At 58.6% G+C, this 17,780-nt stretch carries 13 protein-coding genes and 1 pseudogene; 10 read left to right on the top strand and 4 right to left on the bottom strand.

Annotated elements, in window-relative coordinates; all coding sequences use genetic code 11:
- Nucleotides 1-16 precede the first annotated feature (16 nt).
- On the top strand, nucleotides 17-973 hold the full coding sequence (locus AC07ZE_RS11490) for an alpha/beta fold hydrolase (protein ID WP_207264528.1): 957 nt from the start codon (nucleotides 17-19) through the stop codon (nucleotides 971-973).
- Nucleotides 974-1,084: 111 nt separating this feature from the next.
- Nucleotides 1,085-2,464, top strand: a complete 1,380-nt coding sequence (gene hglS, locus AC07ZE_RS11485) for a 2-oxoadipate dioxygenase/decarboxylase HglS (protein WP_207264517.1) — start codon at nucleotides 1,085-1,087, stop codon at nucleotides 2,462-2,464.
- A gap of 96 nt (nucleotides 2,465-2,560) precedes the next feature.
- On the opposite strand, the gene AC07ZE_RS11480 is transcribed toward hglS, so the two are convergent.
- Nucleotides 2,561-3,238: a type 1 glutamine amidotransferase domain-containing protein gene (locus AC07ZE_RS11480; RefSeq protein WP_207264514.1), complete on the bottom strand. Its 678-nt coding sequence runs from the start codon at nucleotides 3,236-3,238 to the stop codon at nucleotides 2,561-2,563.
- Between the two features lie 338 nt (nucleotides 3,239-3,576).
- Between AC07ZE_RS11480 and AC07ZE_RS11475 the strand changes: the two genes are divergently transcribed.
- Complete coding sequence (locus AC07ZE_RS11475; protein ID WP_207264511.1) at nucleotides 3,577-4,095, top strand: Hcp family type VI secretion system effector; 519 nt, start codon at nucleotides 3,577-3,579, stop codon at nucleotides 4,093-4,095.
- 377 nt (nucleotides 4,096-4,472) lie between these two features.
- Here AC07ZE_RS11475 and AC07ZE_RS11470 read toward each other — a convergent pair whose 3' ends face one another.
- From AC07ZE_RS11470 to AC07ZE_RS11460, 3 genes are all read right to left on the bottom strand, one after another.
- A complete protein-coding gene (locus AC07ZE_RS11470; protein ID WP_207264507.1) occupies nucleotides 4,473-5,057 on the bottom strand; it encodes a hypothetical protein in 585 nt (194 codons plus the stop codon).
- An 86-nt stretch (nucleotides 5,058-5,143) separates the two neighbouring features.
- Nucleotides 5,144-5,311 carry a hypothetical protein gene (locus tag AC07ZE_RS11465; protein ID WP_207264503.1) on the bottom strand — a complete coding sequence of 56 codons (168 nt, stop codon included), beginning with the start codon at nucleotides 5,309-5,311 and terminating at the stop codon, nucleotides 5,144-5,146.
- 11 nt (nucleotides 5,312-5,322) lie between these two features.
- Nucleotides 5,323-5,565, bottom strand: a complete 243-nt coding sequence (locus AC07ZE_RS11460; RefSeq protein WP_207264495.1) for a hypothetical protein — start codon at nucleotides 5,563-5,565, stop codon at nucleotides 5,323-5,325.
- Between the two features lie 258 nt (nucleotides 5,566-5,823).
- Here AC07ZE_RS11460 and AC07ZE_RS11455 point away from each other — a divergent pair.
- The 7 genes and pseudogenes from AC07ZE_RS11455 to AC07ZE_RS11425 all read left to right on the top strand — a co-directional run.
- Nucleotides 5,824-8,148, top strand: a pseudogene (locus tag AC07ZE_RS11455) (type VI secretion system Vgr family protein); the annotation flags it as partial.
- Between the two features lie 1,061 nt (nucleotides 8,149-9,209).
- Nucleotides 9,210-9,749 (top strand): hypothetical protein, encoded by a 540-nt coding sequence (locus AC07ZE_RS11450; RefSeq protein WP_207264486.1) that lies wholly within the window; start codon nucleotides 9,210-9,212, stop codon nucleotides 9,747-9,749.
- A gap of 60 nt (nucleotides 9,750-9,809) precedes the next feature.
- Nucleotides 9,810-11,852: a lipase family protein gene (locus AC07ZE_RS11445; RefSeq protein ID WP_207264484.1), complete on the top strand. Its 2,043-nt coding sequence runs from the start codon at nucleotides 9,810-9,812 to the stop codon at nucleotides 11,850-11,852.
- 28 nt (nucleotides 11,853-11,880) lie between these two features.
- The gene (locus AC07ZE_RS11440) at nucleotides 11,881-12,915 is read left to right on the top strand and encodes a hypothetical protein (protein ID WP_259331948.1); all 1,035 of its coding nucleotides are present in this window, start codon (nucleotides 11,881-11,883) and stop codon (nucleotides 12,913-12,915) included.
- 121 nt (nucleotides 12,916-13,036) lie between these two features.
- Nucleotides 13,037-13,303: a PAAR domain-containing protein gene (locus tag AC07ZE_RS11435; protein WP_207264482.1), complete on the top strand. Its 267-nt coding sequence runs from the start codon at nucleotides 13,037-13,039 to the stop codon at nucleotides 13,301-13,303.
- Between the two features lie 3 nt (nucleotides 13,304-13,306).
- Entirely contained in the window at nucleotides 13,307-14,464 is a 1,158-nt protein-coding gene (locus AC07ZE_RS11430) for a KPHS_23130 family T6SS system protein (protein WP_259331947.1), read from the top strand.
- A gap of 299 nt (nucleotides 14,465-14,763) precedes the next feature.
- The gene (locus AC07ZE_RS11425) at nucleotides 14,764-17,778 is read left to right on the top strand and encodes an ImcF-related family protein (protein ID WP_259332019.1); all 3,015 of its coding nucleotides are present in this window, start codon (nucleotides 14,764-14,766) and stop codon (nucleotides 17,776-17,778) included.
- Nucleotides 17,779-17,780 lie beyond the last annotated feature (2 nt).

The following is a 17,780-nucleotide window of genomic DNA, read 5'->3' as shown; positions in this document are numbered from 1 at the left end:
ATAAGGAAGACGCCTGATGCTTTTACTGGTTGTCGCTATCGCGGTTTTTGCGGCCTGGAGCTGGTTGAGCTACCCGGCCATCGGGTACTGGCTGTACGACTTGAGCGTGGCCGCCGAGGCCAGGTTGTACAAGTTGCACAAGATTGTGGTGCCCATCAGCGAAATGACCGTCTCGACCTGGCAAGGCGGGCCGTACGAGGCATCCAGCAATGTGCTGATGCTTCATGGCTACAGCGCCGACAAGAATATCTGGCTGCGCTTTGCCCGGTACTTTGTCGGCAATTACCGGGTGATCATCCCCGACATTGCCGGCCACGGCGAAACCGGCTTCAAGGCCGGTGGCGGCTATGACATCCCGCTGCAGGCCAAGCGCATGATCCAACTGCTGGATGTGTGCGGGGTCGAGAAGGTCCATGTGATCGGCAACTCGATGGGCGGCTATATCGCGGCCTGGCTGGCAGCCACCTATCCGGAACGCATTGCGTCGGTCGCCCTGTTTGACCCGGCGGGCGTCGCCTCGCCCGAGCCCAGTGATCTGGAGCACCATTTATACCGGGGCCACAACCCGTTCCTGATCAACTCGCGGGAAGAATTCAAATATTTTTATGCCATGACCATGGCCGATCCGCCGTGGGTGCCACGGGTGGTGCTGGATGCCATCGCCCATCGCTATCAACAGACGCGGGACGAACTGGAAGAAATCTTCCGCGAATTCCGCGCCAGCCCGCCGATGGAGCCGAAACTTCCGTCGATCAAGGCCCCGGCACTGTTGTTGTGGGGGCGCAAGGATCGCTTGATCGATGTCAGCAGCGTCGCCATCTGGAGCAAGGGCATCGCTGATTTGCGCGTGGAAATCTGGGAAGGCATCGGCCATATGCCCATGGTCGAAGCGCCGGCCGGCTCGGCACGCCTGTATCGGGAGTTTTTGGCATCGCTGCGCTCGGAAAGCCCTCAGGATCAACGATTGCATTGAGGATGCAGTCCTTTGCAGAATGAAGTTCGTCAGAAACTTCGTTTGTCGGCATCGCTGAAGGCTGCGATCTTTTCTCCCATCCTTCACGTCATCGCGCCAGGAACCCTGTTCATGAACCACCCGAACTTCGTCAGCCCCGACCTGATCCGCCAACGCTTCTCCAAAGCGATGTCCGACATGTACCGCGAAGAGGTGCCGCTGTACGGCGCCCTGATGGAGCTGGTGGAACAGACCAATCGTCATGTCCTGGACAGCGATCCGCAAGTGGCCCGCCAGTTGAACAGCACCGGCGAAATCGAGCGCCTGGACCTGGAGCGCCATGGCGCGATCCGGGTCGGCACGGCCGCAGAACTGGCGACCCTCGCCCGTCTGTTCGCGGTGATGGGCATGCAGCCGGTGGGTTATTACGACCTGACCCCGGCCGGCGTGCCGGTGCATTCCACGGCGTTTCGCGCGGTGCATGAAGCCTCGTTGCAAGTCAGCCCGTTCCGCGTGTTCACCTCGTTGCTACGCCTGGAGCTGATCGAAGACCCGGAACTGCGGGCATTCGCCCAGTCGGTGCTGGACAAGCGGTCGATCTTCACCCCTGCTGCGCTGACGCTCATCGATCGCGCCGAAGCCCAGGGTGGCCTCAGCGAACAGGAGGCCGGGGAATTCGTCAAACAGGCGCTGGAAACCTTCCGCTGGCACCACAGCGCCACCGTCACCGCCGAGCAATACCAGACACTCAGCGCCCAGCACCGGCTGATTGCCGATGTGGTGGCGTTCAAGGGCCCGCATATCAATCACCTGACCCCGCGCACCCTGGACATCGACATCGTCCAGGCGCAAATGCCGGTGCATGGCATCACCCCCAAGGCGGTGATCGAAGGCCCGCCCCGCCGCCAGTGCCCGATCCTGCTGCGCCAGACCAGTTTCAAGGCGCTGGACGAACCGGTCGCGTTCACTGATCAAGCCGAGTCCCGTGGCAGCCACAGCGCCCGTTTCGGTGAAATCGAACAACGCGGCGCCGCCCTCACCCCCAAAGGCCGGGCGCTGTACGATCGTTTGCTCAATGCTGCCCGGGACGAACTCAAGGATTTCCCCAATGAAGCCAACGCGGCCCGTTACAACGCGTTGATGACGCAGCACTTCAGCGAATTTCCCGACACCTACGAAGGCATGCGCCAACAGGACCTGGCGTACTTTCGCTATTTCGTGACGGAAAAAGGCCTGGCGGCGGCCGAACTGAAAACCTTGCCACTCGAGGATCTGGTCAGCGGCGGCTATCTGCGGGTTGAACCCTTGGTCTACGAGGATTTCCTGCCGGTCAGCGCGGCGGGGATTTTTCAGTCAAACCTGGGCGACGCGGCGCAAACCCACTATGGCGTGCACTCCAATCAACAAGCGTTCGAAGCAGCACTGGGACGTCCGACCATTGATGAGTTGGGCTTGTATGCACAGACGCAGCGGCGTTCGATCGAGCAGTGTTTTGCTGCGCTGAATCACTAAAAATCCGCACGGCAAAAAAGATCGCAGCCTGCGCTAGCTCCTACCGGATTCACATTCTCATGTAGGAGCTGCCGCAGGCTGCGATCTTTTGCTCTTCTATTTCAATTTCGCCAACAACGCTTCAGCCGTCGCCTGCGACGACGCCGGATTCTGCCCCGTCAACAACAGGCCGTCGGTGAGCACATAGCTCGCCCAATCAGGCCCCTTGGAAAAAATCCCGCCCTTGGCCTTGAGCTCGTCTTCCACCAGGAACGGCACGACATCCGTCAGTTGCACGGCGTCTTCTTCGCTGTTGGTGAAGCCCGTGACCTTCTTGCCCTTGACCAATGGCTGACCGTCCGCGCCTTTGGCATGGCGCAACACCCCCGGCGCATGGCAGACCGCCGCGACCGGTTTTCCGGCGTTGTAGAAAGCTTCGATCAGGGCTATCGACTGCTTGTCCTCGGCCAGGTCCCAAAGCGGTCCATGGCCGCCGGGATAAAAGATTGCATCATAGTCGCCGGCCCTCACCGAGCCGAGCAAGGCAGTGGAGGCCAACGCGGACTGTGCGGCCGGGTCCTTGCGAAACCGCTCGGTGGCTTCGGTTTGCGCGTCGGGCTCGTCGCTTTTCGGGTCCAGCGGTGGCTGGCCGCCCTTGGGCGAGGCCAGGGTCAACTGCGCGCCGGCATCCTTGAAGGCGTAATAGGGTGCCGCGAACTCTTCCAGCCAGAAGCCGGTTTTCTTGCCGGTGTTACCCAATTGATCGTGGGACGTTAAAACCATCAGGATTTTCATGTCTTCACTCCATCTCGGGATTGCGGGGGGGGGGGGTGTGGCCGATAGCCGTGATGCGCAAGAAGCTGCGCGTGGATCCTGGTGTAAGACCCTGGTGCGAGGCTGATCGTTCGGTCACAAAGACCTTTCAACAAAGTGCGCCAAACGCTGCCATGAGCTGCACAACTTTCCGCGCAACTTTCGGGGGGAGCATGGGATCAACCCCTTCCAAATGTCCCTCAACCAGCCGATTTATATGACCTCTCGATTCATGGCACGGACCTTGTTAACCGTCATGGCCCCCGCCAGGTGATAAAGCCTTTCGGGCGCCTCAATTTACTCTAGCAAGGAGAGCATCCATGGCTATACCTGCGTACATGTCTGTCATTGGTAAAGATTCAGGTCTGATGACTCAAGGCGCGTTCACCGCTGAATCCGTAGGTAATACTTTTCAGGAAGGTCACGAAGATGAGGTCATGGTTCAAGCATTCAGCCATGAAGTGACTATCCCGTGTGATCCTCAGTCTGGCCAACCTACAGGGCTACGCAGACACCAACCGATGGTGGTTACCAAGGTATTCGACAAAGCTTCGCCATTACTGCTGGCGGCACTTTGTTCGGGCGAGGAAATTACGTCGGTTGAAATCAAGTGGTACCGTACCTCCGCTAATGGCAAGCAAGAGCATTACTACACCACCAAACTTGAGGACGCAAAAATCGTTCATATCAAAGACTACATGCACAATTGCCAGGATAAATCGACCGAACACTACACTCACCTGCAAGACGTACATTTCAGCTATCGTCAAATCAGTTGGTCCCATGAGTCTGCGGCTACGTCTGGTACTGATGATTGGCGCAATCAGAAATCCGGTTAAATACGAACATTGCCTTATGTGGACCCGGACCAAGGCAGTCGATGTGAAATAAAAAAGGGTGATCACATGATCACCCTTTCTTCCAAAGTACTGCTAAGCGTTCGTATTACACTACGCAAAGGAGTTCGCCCAGTGCAATGGCCTCGGCAATCCATGCACTGGTAAAGAGCCGTGACACTGGGCGAACGGGGCGTATTTTAATTGATATGGATGAATATGTCCGCGCCTGCAAACATGAAATTTACAGATACAGATCTTATCAAATGTCGATTCAAATATTATTCAGATCGATACTTGAAACTCACCAGTTCGTCCATAAAAGTGATTATTCCTATACAAGAAGCTGTACAGGAATAATCAAAAAATAGAGCTGACACTCAACTTCCGCGCTTACTCGTCACTGTCAGTATATCGGTGTAGACAACGTTAACGCTTTGCCCAACTTTCAGATCCTTCAACTTGGCTTGAACTTCCGGCCGTTCGATATCAAGGGTTTTGCTTTGCCCGGCCGGGTTCTCGAGGGTCACTTGATTTTTCTTCAGATCGATATGGGTGATTTTCAGCTGCACCTGCACCTGGCGATAGGCCTCACCTCCAGGATTGGCGCTGCCGGGGGCCGCCCGGACTTCGCCGGTGCGCTCGATGGTGCCAGGCAAGCCCTTGTCGACATCGGTGTCGAGATAAGCCGCCACGGCGCGGGTGACCTTGACGTCGACCTGGTCGCCGACTTTCAGGTTGTCGAGGTTTTTTGCCTTCTCGGTCAGTTGCACGTGCACCTGGCGACCTTCCGGCCCTTCAAGGACGACTTGACGGCTGGCAGCATCGACCGAGACGACTTTGGTGCTGATCTGATCGGCTTCCACGACGGCGGACAACGGAATATCCGCAGCAACGGCGCCGAGGCTGGCGGCAGACAATAAGGTGGCGAGAGTGATGGCTTTGGTCAGTGCATGACGTTTCATAGGCAGAACATTCCCTGTGATCAATGGCGACAAACGGCACCGAAGCAGGCTGCGATACCGAGCGTGCCAATGAGCATAGACGCGGATCAGGAATGCTTCGCGGTTTCTTGTGCGGTCGATTCGCCGCTGGCCGTACCCTTGCCGCTTTCCTTGCGCCGGGTGGGGTCAGTCGGACGCAAGGCGTCATTGTCACGCTCAACCTCTCCGGGTGGCCGTGGTTCGTCGGGGTGTTGCGTATCTGGCGCGGGTTTCATGGCGATGTTCCTCAGGCTTCGGGATCGTCGACTTCCCGAGCCACGTTGATGGCCGGCGAGTCCTTGTGGGATTGCTCCGCCCTCGTCCTCAATTCTTGCCATTGCTCAAGGTCAATGGCGCCCTGCCCCAGCAGGTCGTCGGCCAAGTCCAATAGCTGCTGGAAATGAGCGTCGGGGGACTGTTGCCAGTAGGCCTCGTCTTCGAACAGGCGCTGCCACGCATCAAGGTCGGGCGGTGTGAGGTCTTCGCGCATGGCAGGCTCCAACGGGTATTCGTACGGTAGAGGGTGCGCCGCTGTTGGAGTTCCGGTGGATTGCAATCCTCAGCAGGCACTACCGGGAGACTGTCAGAAATTGCATTCGACAGCACCGCAAAAAAGTCCTACAGAGCCGACATACGCAACTCCCCGAACGTCTCCTACGCGCATATCAGAAGCGTCCGATTTTCAACCTGCATCAGCTTCTGGAAGCTGACACGCGTTTGATCGGGGATGGAAAAGACGCCTCCTCGAATGCCCCAGGGAGGTCCTTGCTTGAACACTATTCTGCCCGTCTTCTTCGACCACAGCCGCCACAAACTCTGGGTCCGCAACCTCGAGGCGCCCCTCGACGTCCTCGCCTTCCACGGCCAGGAACGCCTCAGCCAACCCTTCACCTACACGGTGGAATTCACCAGCCCCGAACAGGACATCGCCGCCGCACACCTGCTCGGCCAGGCCGCCCGTTTCAGCCTGTACGCCGCCAGACAGCCCCCGGTCATCAAAGGCCTGCCCCTCCCTGAAATCAAACCGCTACGCACCCTGAACGGCGTGATCACCGCTTTCAAACGGCTGTCCGCCTCCGTCGACGAAGCGCGCTACGAACTGACCCTGCAACCGCGCCTGGCCCTGCTCGAGCGCGGTCGGCAATACCGCCTCTACCAGCATCAGTCGGTGCCGCAGATCGTCGAACACGTCCTGCGCAGCCGCCACGAATTCGAGGGCCACGACTTTCTGTTCCGGCTGGTGCGCGACTACCCCAAGCGCGAACAGGTGATGCAGTTCGGCGAAAGCGACCTGGCCTTCATCGCCCGATTGTTGGCCGAAGTGGGCATCTGGTATCGGTTCACCAGCGACCAGCGCCTGAATATCGACGTCGTGGAATTCTGCGATGACCAGCGCGGTTACCAGTTCGACGTCGAACTGCCGTTGCGCCCGCCCGCCGGGCTCAGCAGCGATGAAGACGGCGTCTGGCAGCTGCAATCGAGCCATCGGGTCGTGGAAAAAAACCTCCACCTGCGCGCCTACGACCCGCGTCACGCCAAGGCCTGGCTGCAGAGCGACGTCGACCAGACCCGGGGCGCGAAAACCACCTACGGCGAGGCCTACCACTACGCCGAACCCTACACCGAGCTCGGCGATCGCTATCTGCAGGACGAGGACCTGCAAAGCGAAAGCGGCTACTTCTACGCCCGCCTGCGCCACGAGCGTTACCTCAACCACCAGACCCTGCTGAGCGGCACCAGCAGCAGCGCCACCCTGGCGCCGGGTCAGGTCCTGCGCATCAGCGGTGGCGCACCCCAGGCCTTCGCCCCCCGCGCGGTGATCACCCACCTCACCACCCGCGCCGCCCGCGATGCCAGCTTCGAATGCCGCTTTGAAGCCATCCCCTACGCCGAGACCATCTGCTTTCGCCCGCCATTGCTGCCCAAGCCCCACATGGCTGGCACCATCCCGGCCCGGGTCAGCAGCTCACAGGCCCACGACCTCTACGCCGACATCAACAAGGAAGGTCGCTACCGGGTCAACTTCCTGTTCGACCGCGATACCTGGCCGCTGGGCCGCGAAAGCCTGTGGCTGCGCCTCGCGCGCCCTTACGCCGGCGACACCCATGGCCTGCACCTGCCGCTGATCGCCGGCACCGAAGTGGCCATCGCCTTCGAACAGGGCGACCCCGACCGCCCCTACATCGCCCACGCCCTGCACGACAGCGAACACCCGGACCACGTGACCCTGGCCAAACGCGACTACACCCGCAACGTGCTGCGCACCCCGGCCAACAACAAGTTGCGCATGGAAGACCGGCGCGGGCAGGAGCACGTCAAGCTCAGTACCGAGTACGGCGGCAAGAGTCAGCTGAATCTGGGGCATCTGGTGGATGCCGAAAAGCAGAAACGCGGGGAAGGCTTTGAGCTGAGGACGGATGCTTGGGGGAGCATTCGCGGGGGTAAGGGTCTGTTTATCAGTGCGGATGAACAGATCAAGGCGCAGGCTGGACAACTCGATATGAGCGCTGCCATCGTTCAGCTGGAGGCCGCACTGTCGTTGGCTCGCTCCTTGGCGCAGGCCGCCCGTAACAGCGAAGTGACGCCAGGTGACACCGAGAGTCAGAAGCGTCTGAATGAGGCGCTCAAGGGGTTGGCAGAACCCGGCGTGCTGCTGCATGCCCCGGCGGGTGTCGGCGTGCTCAGTCCGAAAACGGTCTGCGTTGCTTCAGGCACTGAGAGCGTAGGTGTCATGGCAGCACACAACGTAGACCTCAGCGCGGGGCACGACATCACCGGCACCGCCGAGGGCGGCGTCAGCCTGTTTGCGCAACAGAAGGACCTGCAGCTCAAGTCGGCTTACGGCAAGGTCGAACTGCACGCGTTGAAAGGTCTTTTGCATGCCTTGGCCAAGGCCGATGTCAAGATCGAAAGTGTCGATGGTCGCGTGGAAATCACTGCCCGGGACGAGGTGCTGCTCAGATGTGGCTCTACGTATCTGTCCCTCAAGGACACCAGGGCTGAACTGGCCGCTCCTGTCGACAGCATTTTCCTCAGGGCCATCCATGTACAAAAGCTGGGCGGGTCCAGCGTAGACAATCCGGCCACAGCGCTCCCTTCGGGTTATTCCGCTGGCTATATCCTGCACGATGAAGCACAGGCGGCGATGCCGTTCACCCGCTACCGGATCACCACTCAACAAGGGGACGTGTTTGACGGAGTGACCGATAAGGATGGGAAGACGATGAGTGTGCATACCTTGTTGCCCGGTGAACTGAAGATCGAGCTTCTAGATACGACGCTCTATGACGAACAACTTCGCATGGTCGGTCCAAACGGTGAGCTGGCAAGTAACTGTCGGTACTCAGCCACGCTGGCAGATGGCAGCAAATTTGAAGGGGAGACGGATGCGCAGGGATATACGCAGCGCTTCGTAACGCAAAAGCCGACACGGATCACCCAACTGACACTATTCCCGCCGGGAGACATGAAGCCGGTTTGCTGCGCGGCACAGAACACTTCGGCGCCGCTGGTGATTGATCTGACATCGGAAAACGTCACCACCTCTGATACGGATTTGGGCAGTTCAACCCAAAACGTCCCTCTACCTGAAGGGAAAAAACGCAGGCTGACATATGGCGAAATAGCCATGGCCAAAACCGTGTTCAAAAATTCCGTGGATTACAGCAAGGTCAAAATACATCACGGCGGATGGTGGTTGTTTTTTGGCTTTCAGAACACGGCTGTTACGCCTAATGGGGAGATGTACTTTCCGGAAAGCACCAATTACTACAAAGATGACTTTTCCAATACTGGAGATAATAGGCATAAAGCTTTGTTCATGCATGAGATGACGCATGTATGGCAATATCAACTTGGCTATCCGGTCAAGAAGTCTGGTCTAACAGTATCCCGTCGCGGCGCTGCGGCATATGAATATACATTGAGTGAACACAGCAAACTTTCCAGTTATAACATGGAGCAGCAAGGTGAGATAATATCTGATTACTACATCATCTGTATTGTGGGGGATGCTCGCGCCGTCTGGAATATAAATAATTATCGCAAAAGCCCGAAGTTGCTTGCATCAACACTTGAAAGTTTTTTGAGCAACCCTGGCAGCCAGCATAATTTACCATTTTGAGCGAGAAAAACATGGCATATTTAGTTCTGGTAATTTTTTTTGTTTTTGGATCCTTCGAGAGGGTTGTCCACGCGACATCATTTGGTCTTATGGCGGACGCCGACATTGAAAACGTTGATAATAAGCCGGCGATTTGCTTGCCGGTTAATGCAAAAGAAAAATTTCCCGTCGGCTGGATATCGTTAACGGAAAGCTATGTGCGAGACCCAGGCTCCTGGGGACTTTCACTCAAGGACGGTCAGAGCCCATTAATGCTGAAGCCGGGAGAGTGCATCGTTTTTGGCGAAATTCCAAACGGATATGAGTTGGATAATTACCAAATCAAAACCAAGCCTTTGAAGCTTGAAAACAATAAAGCCTATGTTTTTCGGCTGAATGGAGCATACGAAAAACGAGATACTTATACGGCCGTATTTTGCACCAGCAGTTATGTGAAGGAAGGGGTTGAGCATCACCAATATGCTCGTGTGATTGATGAAGTTCAAGTAATACCTGTGTGTGGCTCTCCAAGCAGTGAAGCCATAGAGACCCCTGCTGAAACAGGCAAGTAGAAAGTTGTCAGTCGTATTATTACTTGATCACTAAAAGCATACGAAAGTTCAAGGATCGAAATGAACAACACTTCTCACCGCACGGATACACTCAACCCATTCAAGATTGTCATCGGGGATAAACAGACACGGCACTGGGTCGAATTTCAGTTGTTCGATGAACAAGGCGAACCCCTGGCGAATTTGCCTTATCGCGCAACAAATGAGGCCACTCGCGAGGGCCTCTCCGACGAATACGTGGGTGTGAGTGATGCCCAAGGGGTGATCCGCCTTGATGGCCTTTATCCGATACCTGTGACCCTGAAAATTGAAGCTGACCCGCTGGCCGAGCAACTGCAGACGCGCCGTCTGCGTGCCGAACGAGCCGAACCGCGCCGCCCGGTTATTGGTGACCGCACACCACTGCATGGGCCGCAACGTTCGGGGTTTTCGCCGATTGAAAAACAGGCGCTTGTGGCCGGTCATGGCTACCACTACCTGCGCATCGGTCAGTTGTGCGATAGACGACCAACATTCACGCCTGCTTGGGAGAATCCGGATCAGCTCCCGGCTTTTCATTTTCCGGATCCGGATTTCGGTGGTTTCACCGTTAGCGATGAGCAGTTGAACCGACGTCACGTGCTCGAGGTTTGCCCGTTCCGCGCCTGGTCGTTGGTCTTGCATCATCAGGCGGAGTACAGCCTGGCCAATGCTTACAACTTGGGGTTGATGAGTATTTTGGCCTACAGCGCTCAGGACAGGAAGGAACTTGGATCCGCCGAGGAGTTTTTTGAACAGCAATGTCTCGATTTGTCACGCACGCCAAGGGTGTGGGACGACGGCCAAAATTGGCCCTGCCTGGTCATCGATGTGCCCTTCAACGATCGTTATGTGACGGCCAAACCCTTGGACACCGCCAAGGCCAAGCCGCCGGAAGGACATACCCAATTGTTCTACACCATCAGCGCATCCCAAGTGCTGGTGGCGTGGCGTGGTACCGAAATGGACGGTCTGGCCGACCTGAGTACCGATGCGACCTTTCGCCCGGTGAAACCCGAGGTGGCGGCGGTTTGTGAAGCCAAAGTGCTCTGTGATGATCTGGTTCCGGAGGGCAGTGTGCATCTGGGGTTTCGCGATGCGTTCGAAGTGGCCAGGAGAATATATGCGATAGATTTAGGCGAGACGATTCCCGAGGGGGCTATCGACAGAGACCTATACATTTGCGGTCACAGCCTCGGTGGCGCCCTCAGTCTCGTTCATGCGGCTTCACTGAAAGAACTTAATCCACTGCTCTACACCTACGGCATGCCACGCACCTTTACTCTCAAGGCCGTGAAGTCCTTGAGTGGGTTCCAGCATTTCCGACATGTCAACGATACGGATCTCATCCCCAGCGTTCCGCCCGAAGCGGCACTGGACAACTATCTGTACGACTTGTATGGCCCGTTAGGCACTACCCTGGGATTTACTTGGTCGCTCGTTCAGTTGACGGCCAGCTCTCTATTCAAACACGGCGATCCCTTCTGCCATCACGGCGAAATCGCCATGTTCTTTAAGGCTGAGCAGCACGTGAATGAACGCGGCTCTGACTACCCCGCCTATCGCAACAAAGAGGGGCTAGGCGCGCCCTATCACAGCACCATCGCCTACCGACTGCAGGAAAAGGCCAAGTTGTACCTGGTGCCCCATCTGGATCCGGAGCACGACCAGCAAGCTGAGCAGGCGCATGAACGTCTGTTCAAATCGTTAAATGCCGAGAGTCGGGCCAGATTCTTCCCGCCCCACGGCAATCCGAAGGAGGGGCGCGTAGTCGGCCTTGGTCATCACTTCATGTCGAAATACCAACCGTTCATGTACAGCCAGTTGCTGGAGTCGATCACTTCCGAGCGTGAACCCCTGCTGAAGTTGCAAAGGGAAAGATACAAATTCGAAGAGCAGATGAAAACCCATTACGGGAGGATTCCAGAGGACGAGTTATTCCGTAACCGACTCTTCCTTGAGTTGCATGGCCAGGTGGGCACCGCCCTGCGCGTTACACAGCAGATTGAGGGTGGCGTCGAGTCACTACGGCGCTTCGACGCCGTGGCCGATCCCGACACCTATTACCCGAAAACCTACGAATGAACTCGGCATCACAACCAAGGACGAGACCATGATCGCAAAGATGCCCATCGCGTTACTCACCCTGCTTTTCAGCCTGAGCGGTTGCGCCAAGGATTACGGCCTGGCGCCGCCTGGGGACAGCGAGCAGATCACCGTAACGGTGAAAGTGCCGAAAGAACTTGTAGCGGAAACCATGCAGGTGAAGTATCGCTCGACCCAGTGCACGTTCACTGATCATACCGCCGGAGGTCGACCGTACCAGCGTGATGGCTATCAGAGTCTCGACATACAACCACTGCGCCAGGGTCAAAGCGATCTTTTCGAAGCCAAGCTCGCGGTGGATGGAGGTGGAGACTGTCATTGGCGTTTGAGCAATGTGACATTTGGAGTTGCTTATGCAAATCCCGCGCATTTTGGCGAGAACGTGACTTTTGCAGGGGGCGGGGGTGTTGTAGTGATATTCGATCACAACAATTCGTCAAGAGGGGGGGCGGGTAGAGAGGTTGATGGGGACTTGATACTCAAAAAAGAATACTACCCTTGGGTCAAAGAGAACTTTATAGGGGGCTACCGTAAACGGATCAGCCTGGCTGGCGAAGGCGGTATCTATCTCAGCTATCAAGCCTTAACGGCGCGCAAAGTTTATTTCGAGCCTGTTTTACATTCAGACTTCGTTCTTTATTCATCCGGCCCGAAAGTAAAGAAAAAGGGCAACTACACCTCATTCACCTATCCCGACGGCACCACCGTTGCAGATGGTAAATGGCATCCTGACTTCCTGAGACTACAAACCATCCGCACCGGACGCCCCGCCGATTGCTTCACCGTTTGGCGCTACGCCACCTGCCCCGATCGCCGGCCACAACTATTACCCGATTGGTTGCCCGAACCCGGCAAACCTGGATACGGGCGCTACATTGTTGCGGACGAATGGGGCAATACATTGCCGTCGTACTTCTATCGACTGGTCGGCAAAGACGGCCAGGTATATCAGGACTTGAGTGAGCGCAATGGGCGCACGAAGCCCTTGCCAGAGAGTGTGCACCCAGTGCGCAAAGCTGAATTTCCCAAGAGGCCATCGTGATGTCCTGCATGCAAATTCGGCACCCGGGAGCCCGATGATGAAGACCTTTTCCGGTTCAACTTTCCAATAACAATTTGAGTGCATTACGCGTTCGAGTGCATGACACAAGGAGTTCGATCAGATGTCCCAAGGATTTGTATTGCTGGGCGACAGCATGACCCGCGGAGGAAAAGTCATTTCAGCCTCATCGACGACTTTCGTGCGCGGCAAACCCGTTGCCCTGGTAGGCGATAAAGTCCGGTGTCCGATACCGGGGCATGGGATCAATGCCATTACGGAAGGCTGCCAAGACTGGTCCGAGAACGGACGTGCGATGGTGGTCAATGGCTGTCGCAGTCAATGCGGTTGCCAAATGATCTCCAGCGCTCTCGATTGCGTGGTGGGTTGAGCCATGGGCTGGGATCGTCAGGCAGCCCCAGTGATGAACGCACCGGCGCCCATTGTCCTGGGCCGATGGGTACTGGCCGCTGTGATTGCGTTACTGGTCAGTGTGCTGTTGTTCCTGTTGCATGCCGCCGAGCGTGTGCCCCCGTTGCAGGCACTGAACATCTGGGTGTTGGCCGGCGCGCCGCTGCTTGTTTGGCTATTGACGTTCAGTGCCCGTGCCTATGGCTACGGTTCGGCACTGGATCATCACCAGTTCCTCGAGGATGAGGCTCAGTATGCGCAGGGGGCTTGGCAAGAATGGGCGCAGCGTTATCTCGCGGTACATGCCAGTTGTGTGTTGCTGCCAGAGCAAGTGTCCACCAGCGCACTCATGCAGGGGGCTGCCAACCTGCCACTTCGTACAGGACAGGCTCGACGTATTGTGGCTTTGCCGTCGGGCAAGGATCGTGCAGCGGCAGGATTGCGATTGTTGGTCACGGCATTGGCGACAACCCTTCAGGCATTGCCGGTAAAACAGGAATTGCGGGTCACGCTGTTGAGTGATGCCATGCCCGCCGAATACGACGCATTGCGTGACACCTTGAAGCAGATATGGGCCAGCGAAAACTGCCCGCAACTGACCGCGGTGACACTTTCGCATGAATTGTCCTTCCAGTGGGTCGACGAAGTGCTGAAGGCTGGGAGTGCGGCTTTTGAGGTGCTTCTGGTATTGCAAGTCAACGCCAAGGCCTCTTATTCCGATGGGTTGGCGGCGTTGCTGTTGTGTCCGGACAATGTTTCCAGCACCTGCGGTCTACCGGTGCTGGGAGCGTTGTTACGCCCAATGCCGTTGGACATCACCGACTTGCATAACGAGCTACCGCAGTTTTTCCAAACCCAGACAAATGCCCGTCTTGCGTCAGGCTTGTTGGCTGATAGCGACGACTGGCAACCGGTGATCGGCGAGATTTTCGCTAACGGCAACGCCCAAGACTCTTCGTTGAAGGTGGATCAACAGTGGGTGCAGGAAGCCCTGTGCGGGGTCGCCGGACCATTGAACCATTGGCTGACGATGGCACTGGGTACTGAGATGGTTCGGCATCGGCATCAGCCTCTTTTGCTGCTGACCAAAGAGAAATCACAGCACTGGATCAGCACCATGACCAAAAGGGAGATGTTATGAAAAATTGGAGTAACAGGTGGCGACGCGCTGGTGCGACGGCTTGGATTTTTGCGTTTTGGGCGGCATTGGGATGGGCGGTTTGGGCGTATGGCGGCCGGTTAGGTCTGGTGGAGAGCCACCACAAGCTACTGGCTTTTTTACTGATCGTTGTCATTGTCATGTTGGGTTACCTGAACCCGAGTCTGTTGATGTATCTCAAGCGTCAACATCACCGTGAGCAGGGGCTGGCAAATAAGGTTTATCCGCATGCGGATGCGAATCCAGTACTGCCCAAAGAATCGAGTTTTTCGCTCCCCAACATGTTGGAGTACCTGCGTGAAAACCACAGCTTCTTCTGGCGTCACAAAATCCGGCTGCTGTTGGTTGTCGGCGAACCCGACCAAATTGAAGCCGTCGCACCTGGCCTGGCCACAAAAAAGTGGCTCGCCGGCCACGACACCCTCCTGCTCTGGGGCGGTAGCGTGCAGAAGCCGCTGGATGAAACCTGGCATGCGCACTGGCACGGCCTGACCCGCTGGCGCCCCCTCGACGGCGTGATCTGGGCCCTGAGCCCACCGCAAACCACCGACACCCGTGCCATGGACCATGGCATCCGCCACCTGCAAGCCCTGGCGCTCAAGCTGCGCTGGCAGTTGCCGCTGCACCTGTGGCAGGTCTGCGACAGTCAATGGAAGCAAGACCAGCGCCCGACCCAGCCGGTCGGTTGCCGGCTGCCGTCACCGGCCACGCCGCAGGTTTTGGAAACCGCGCTGGACAGCCTGCTCGATCCCCTGCGTCAGGCAGGCTGGACTCAGATGCGCGACGACGTGAGCCATGATTTCCTGGTACGCCTGGCCCGCGATCTGCAGGTCGAGGGCATCGCCCGTTGGCGTCAGGCGCTGGCGCCGTTGTGGCGGGTGTTTGCCCGGGGCGTGCCGTTGCGCGGGCTGTGGTTCAGCCTGCCGTTGCCGGGCGGGGCGCCAGATGCCGGGCGTTTGTGGCATGTCACCCCGCCGTGGGACGGGGTACTCGGTGACAAGGCCGTTGAGCGTCAGCGCCTGGGCTGGGGCACCGTGCGCATCGGTTACGCCGTGGCGCTGAGTGTCGCGGCGCTGTGGGGCGCCGGCATGGTGCTGTCGTTCGCCACCCAGCGCGTGCACATCACCCAGGTGCAGACCGCCATCGGCTCGCTGCAACAGGCGCAAAGCGCCGACCAGCAACTGCGGGCCCTGCACCAGGTGGTGCTTGAACTGGGGCGCCTGAATGATCGCGCCGAACACGGCGCGCCCTGGTACCAGCGGTTTGGCCTGAACCAAAACGATAAACTGTTCGAGGTGCTGTGGCCGCGTTACGTCGAGGCCAACCAGCGCCTGCTGCGCGACCCGGTGGCGGCCCATCTGCAACAGCAACTCGACGCCCTGATCAAGCTGCCGCCCGCCAGCCCCGAACGCGCCCGCCGGGCCCAGGCGGCCTACACGCAGCTCAAGGCCTACCTGATGCTGGCGCGACCGGAAAAGGCCGACCCCACCTTCCTGAGCCAGGCCCTGAGCGAGGTGCAACCGCTGCGTGCCGACCTGTCGCCCGGGCTCTGGCAACACCTGTCGCCGAGCCTCTGGCGGTTCTACGCCGAGCAGTTGGTCGCGCATCCCGAGTGGCGCATCGAATCCGACAAGAGATTGGTGGCGCAAGTCCGCCAAGTGCTGCTCGGCCAGTTGGGCCAACGCAACGCCCAGGCCAGCCTCTATCAAAAAGTCCTCGACGACACCGGCCCTCATTACCCGGCGCTGGGCCTGCAACAGCTGGTCGGCGACACCGATGCCCGGGCGCTGTTTTCCAGCAAAAAAACCGTTGCCGGCGTGTTCACCCGCCAGGCCTGGGAAGGCCAGGTGCGTGGCGCCATCGACGCCATCGCCGAGGCCCGGCGCGAAGAAATCGACTGGGTGCTCAGCGACAACCCAACCCAAATCGCCGCCGAACTGACCCCCGACCAGTTGCGCCAACAGCTGACCGAGCGCTACTTCCGGGACTACGCCAACGCCTGGCTGGACTTCCTCAACAGCCTGCGCTGGCAGCCGGTCGACAACCTGGGCGAGGTGATCGATCAACTGGCGCTGATGAGCGACGTGCGCCAGTCGCCGTTGATCGCGCTGATGAACACCCTGGCGTATCAGGCACAGGCCGGCGCGCGCGGGCAGGCCCTGGCCGACTCGCTGGTGAAGTCGGCGCAGAAGTTGATCGGCCAGGACGCGGTACCGCTGATCGAGCAGCAGGCGCAAGGCATCGGCGGCCCGCTGGACACCGCCTTCGGGCCGTTGCTGGCGCTGCTGAGCAAAGAGGCCGAAAACAATACCGACCGCCTGAGCCTGCACGCCTTCCTCAACCGCGTCACCCGGGTGCGCCTGAAGTTGCAGCAGGTGAGCAACGCGCCCAACCCGCAGGCGATGACCCAGGCCCTGGCGCAAAGCGTGTTCCAGGGCCAGAACATCGACCTCACCGACACCCAGGCCTACGCCAGCCTGCTCGCCGCCAGCCTGGGCGCCGAGTGGGACGGCGTCGGCCAGACCCTGTTCGTACAGCCGCTGGAACAGGCCTGGCAACGGGTCCTGCAACCCTCGACCGCGGCGCTCAACAGCCAGTGGCAACGGGCGATCGTCAACGACTGGCACAGCGCTTTCGCCGGTCGCTACCCGTTCGCGGCCACCGCCGGCGACGCCTCCTTGCCGATGCTCGGGCAGATGATCCGCGCCGACGCCGGGCGCATCGAACAGTTTTTGCAACAGCAACTGGGCGGCGTGCTGCGCAAGGAAGGCAGCCGCTGGGTGGCCGATGCCCGGCACAGCCAAGGGCTGCGCTTCAACCCGCAGTTCCTCGCCGCGATCAACCAGCTCAGTCACCTGGCCGACGTGCTCTACACCGACGGCGGCCTGGGCATGAGCTTCGAGTTGCAGGGCAAACCGGTGCGCGACGTGGTGCAGACCACCTTCATCCTCAACGGCGACAAACATCACTACTTCAACCAGAAAGAGCGCTGGCAGCGCTTCAGCTGGCCGGGCTTTACCAGCCATCCGGGCACCAGCCTGACCTGGACCAGCGTGCGCGCCAACGAACGGTTGTTCGGCGACTACCAGGGCACCTGGGGCCTGATCCGCCTGCTGGAACAAGCCAGGGTCACGCCCCTGACCGACAGCGGCAGCCACTACCGCGTGCAACTGCGCGCGCCCGATGGCATCGACCTGACCTGGAACCTGCGCACCGAACTGGGGGCGGGGCCGTTGGCGTTGCTCAAGTTGAGGGACTTCAAGCTGCCGAAGCAGATCTTCATGAGCGAAGGATGAGC

The organism is Pseudomonas sp. GW101-3H06, assembly GCF_059424605.1.
This window is presented reverse-complemented; position numbering and strand designations above follow the sequence as displayed.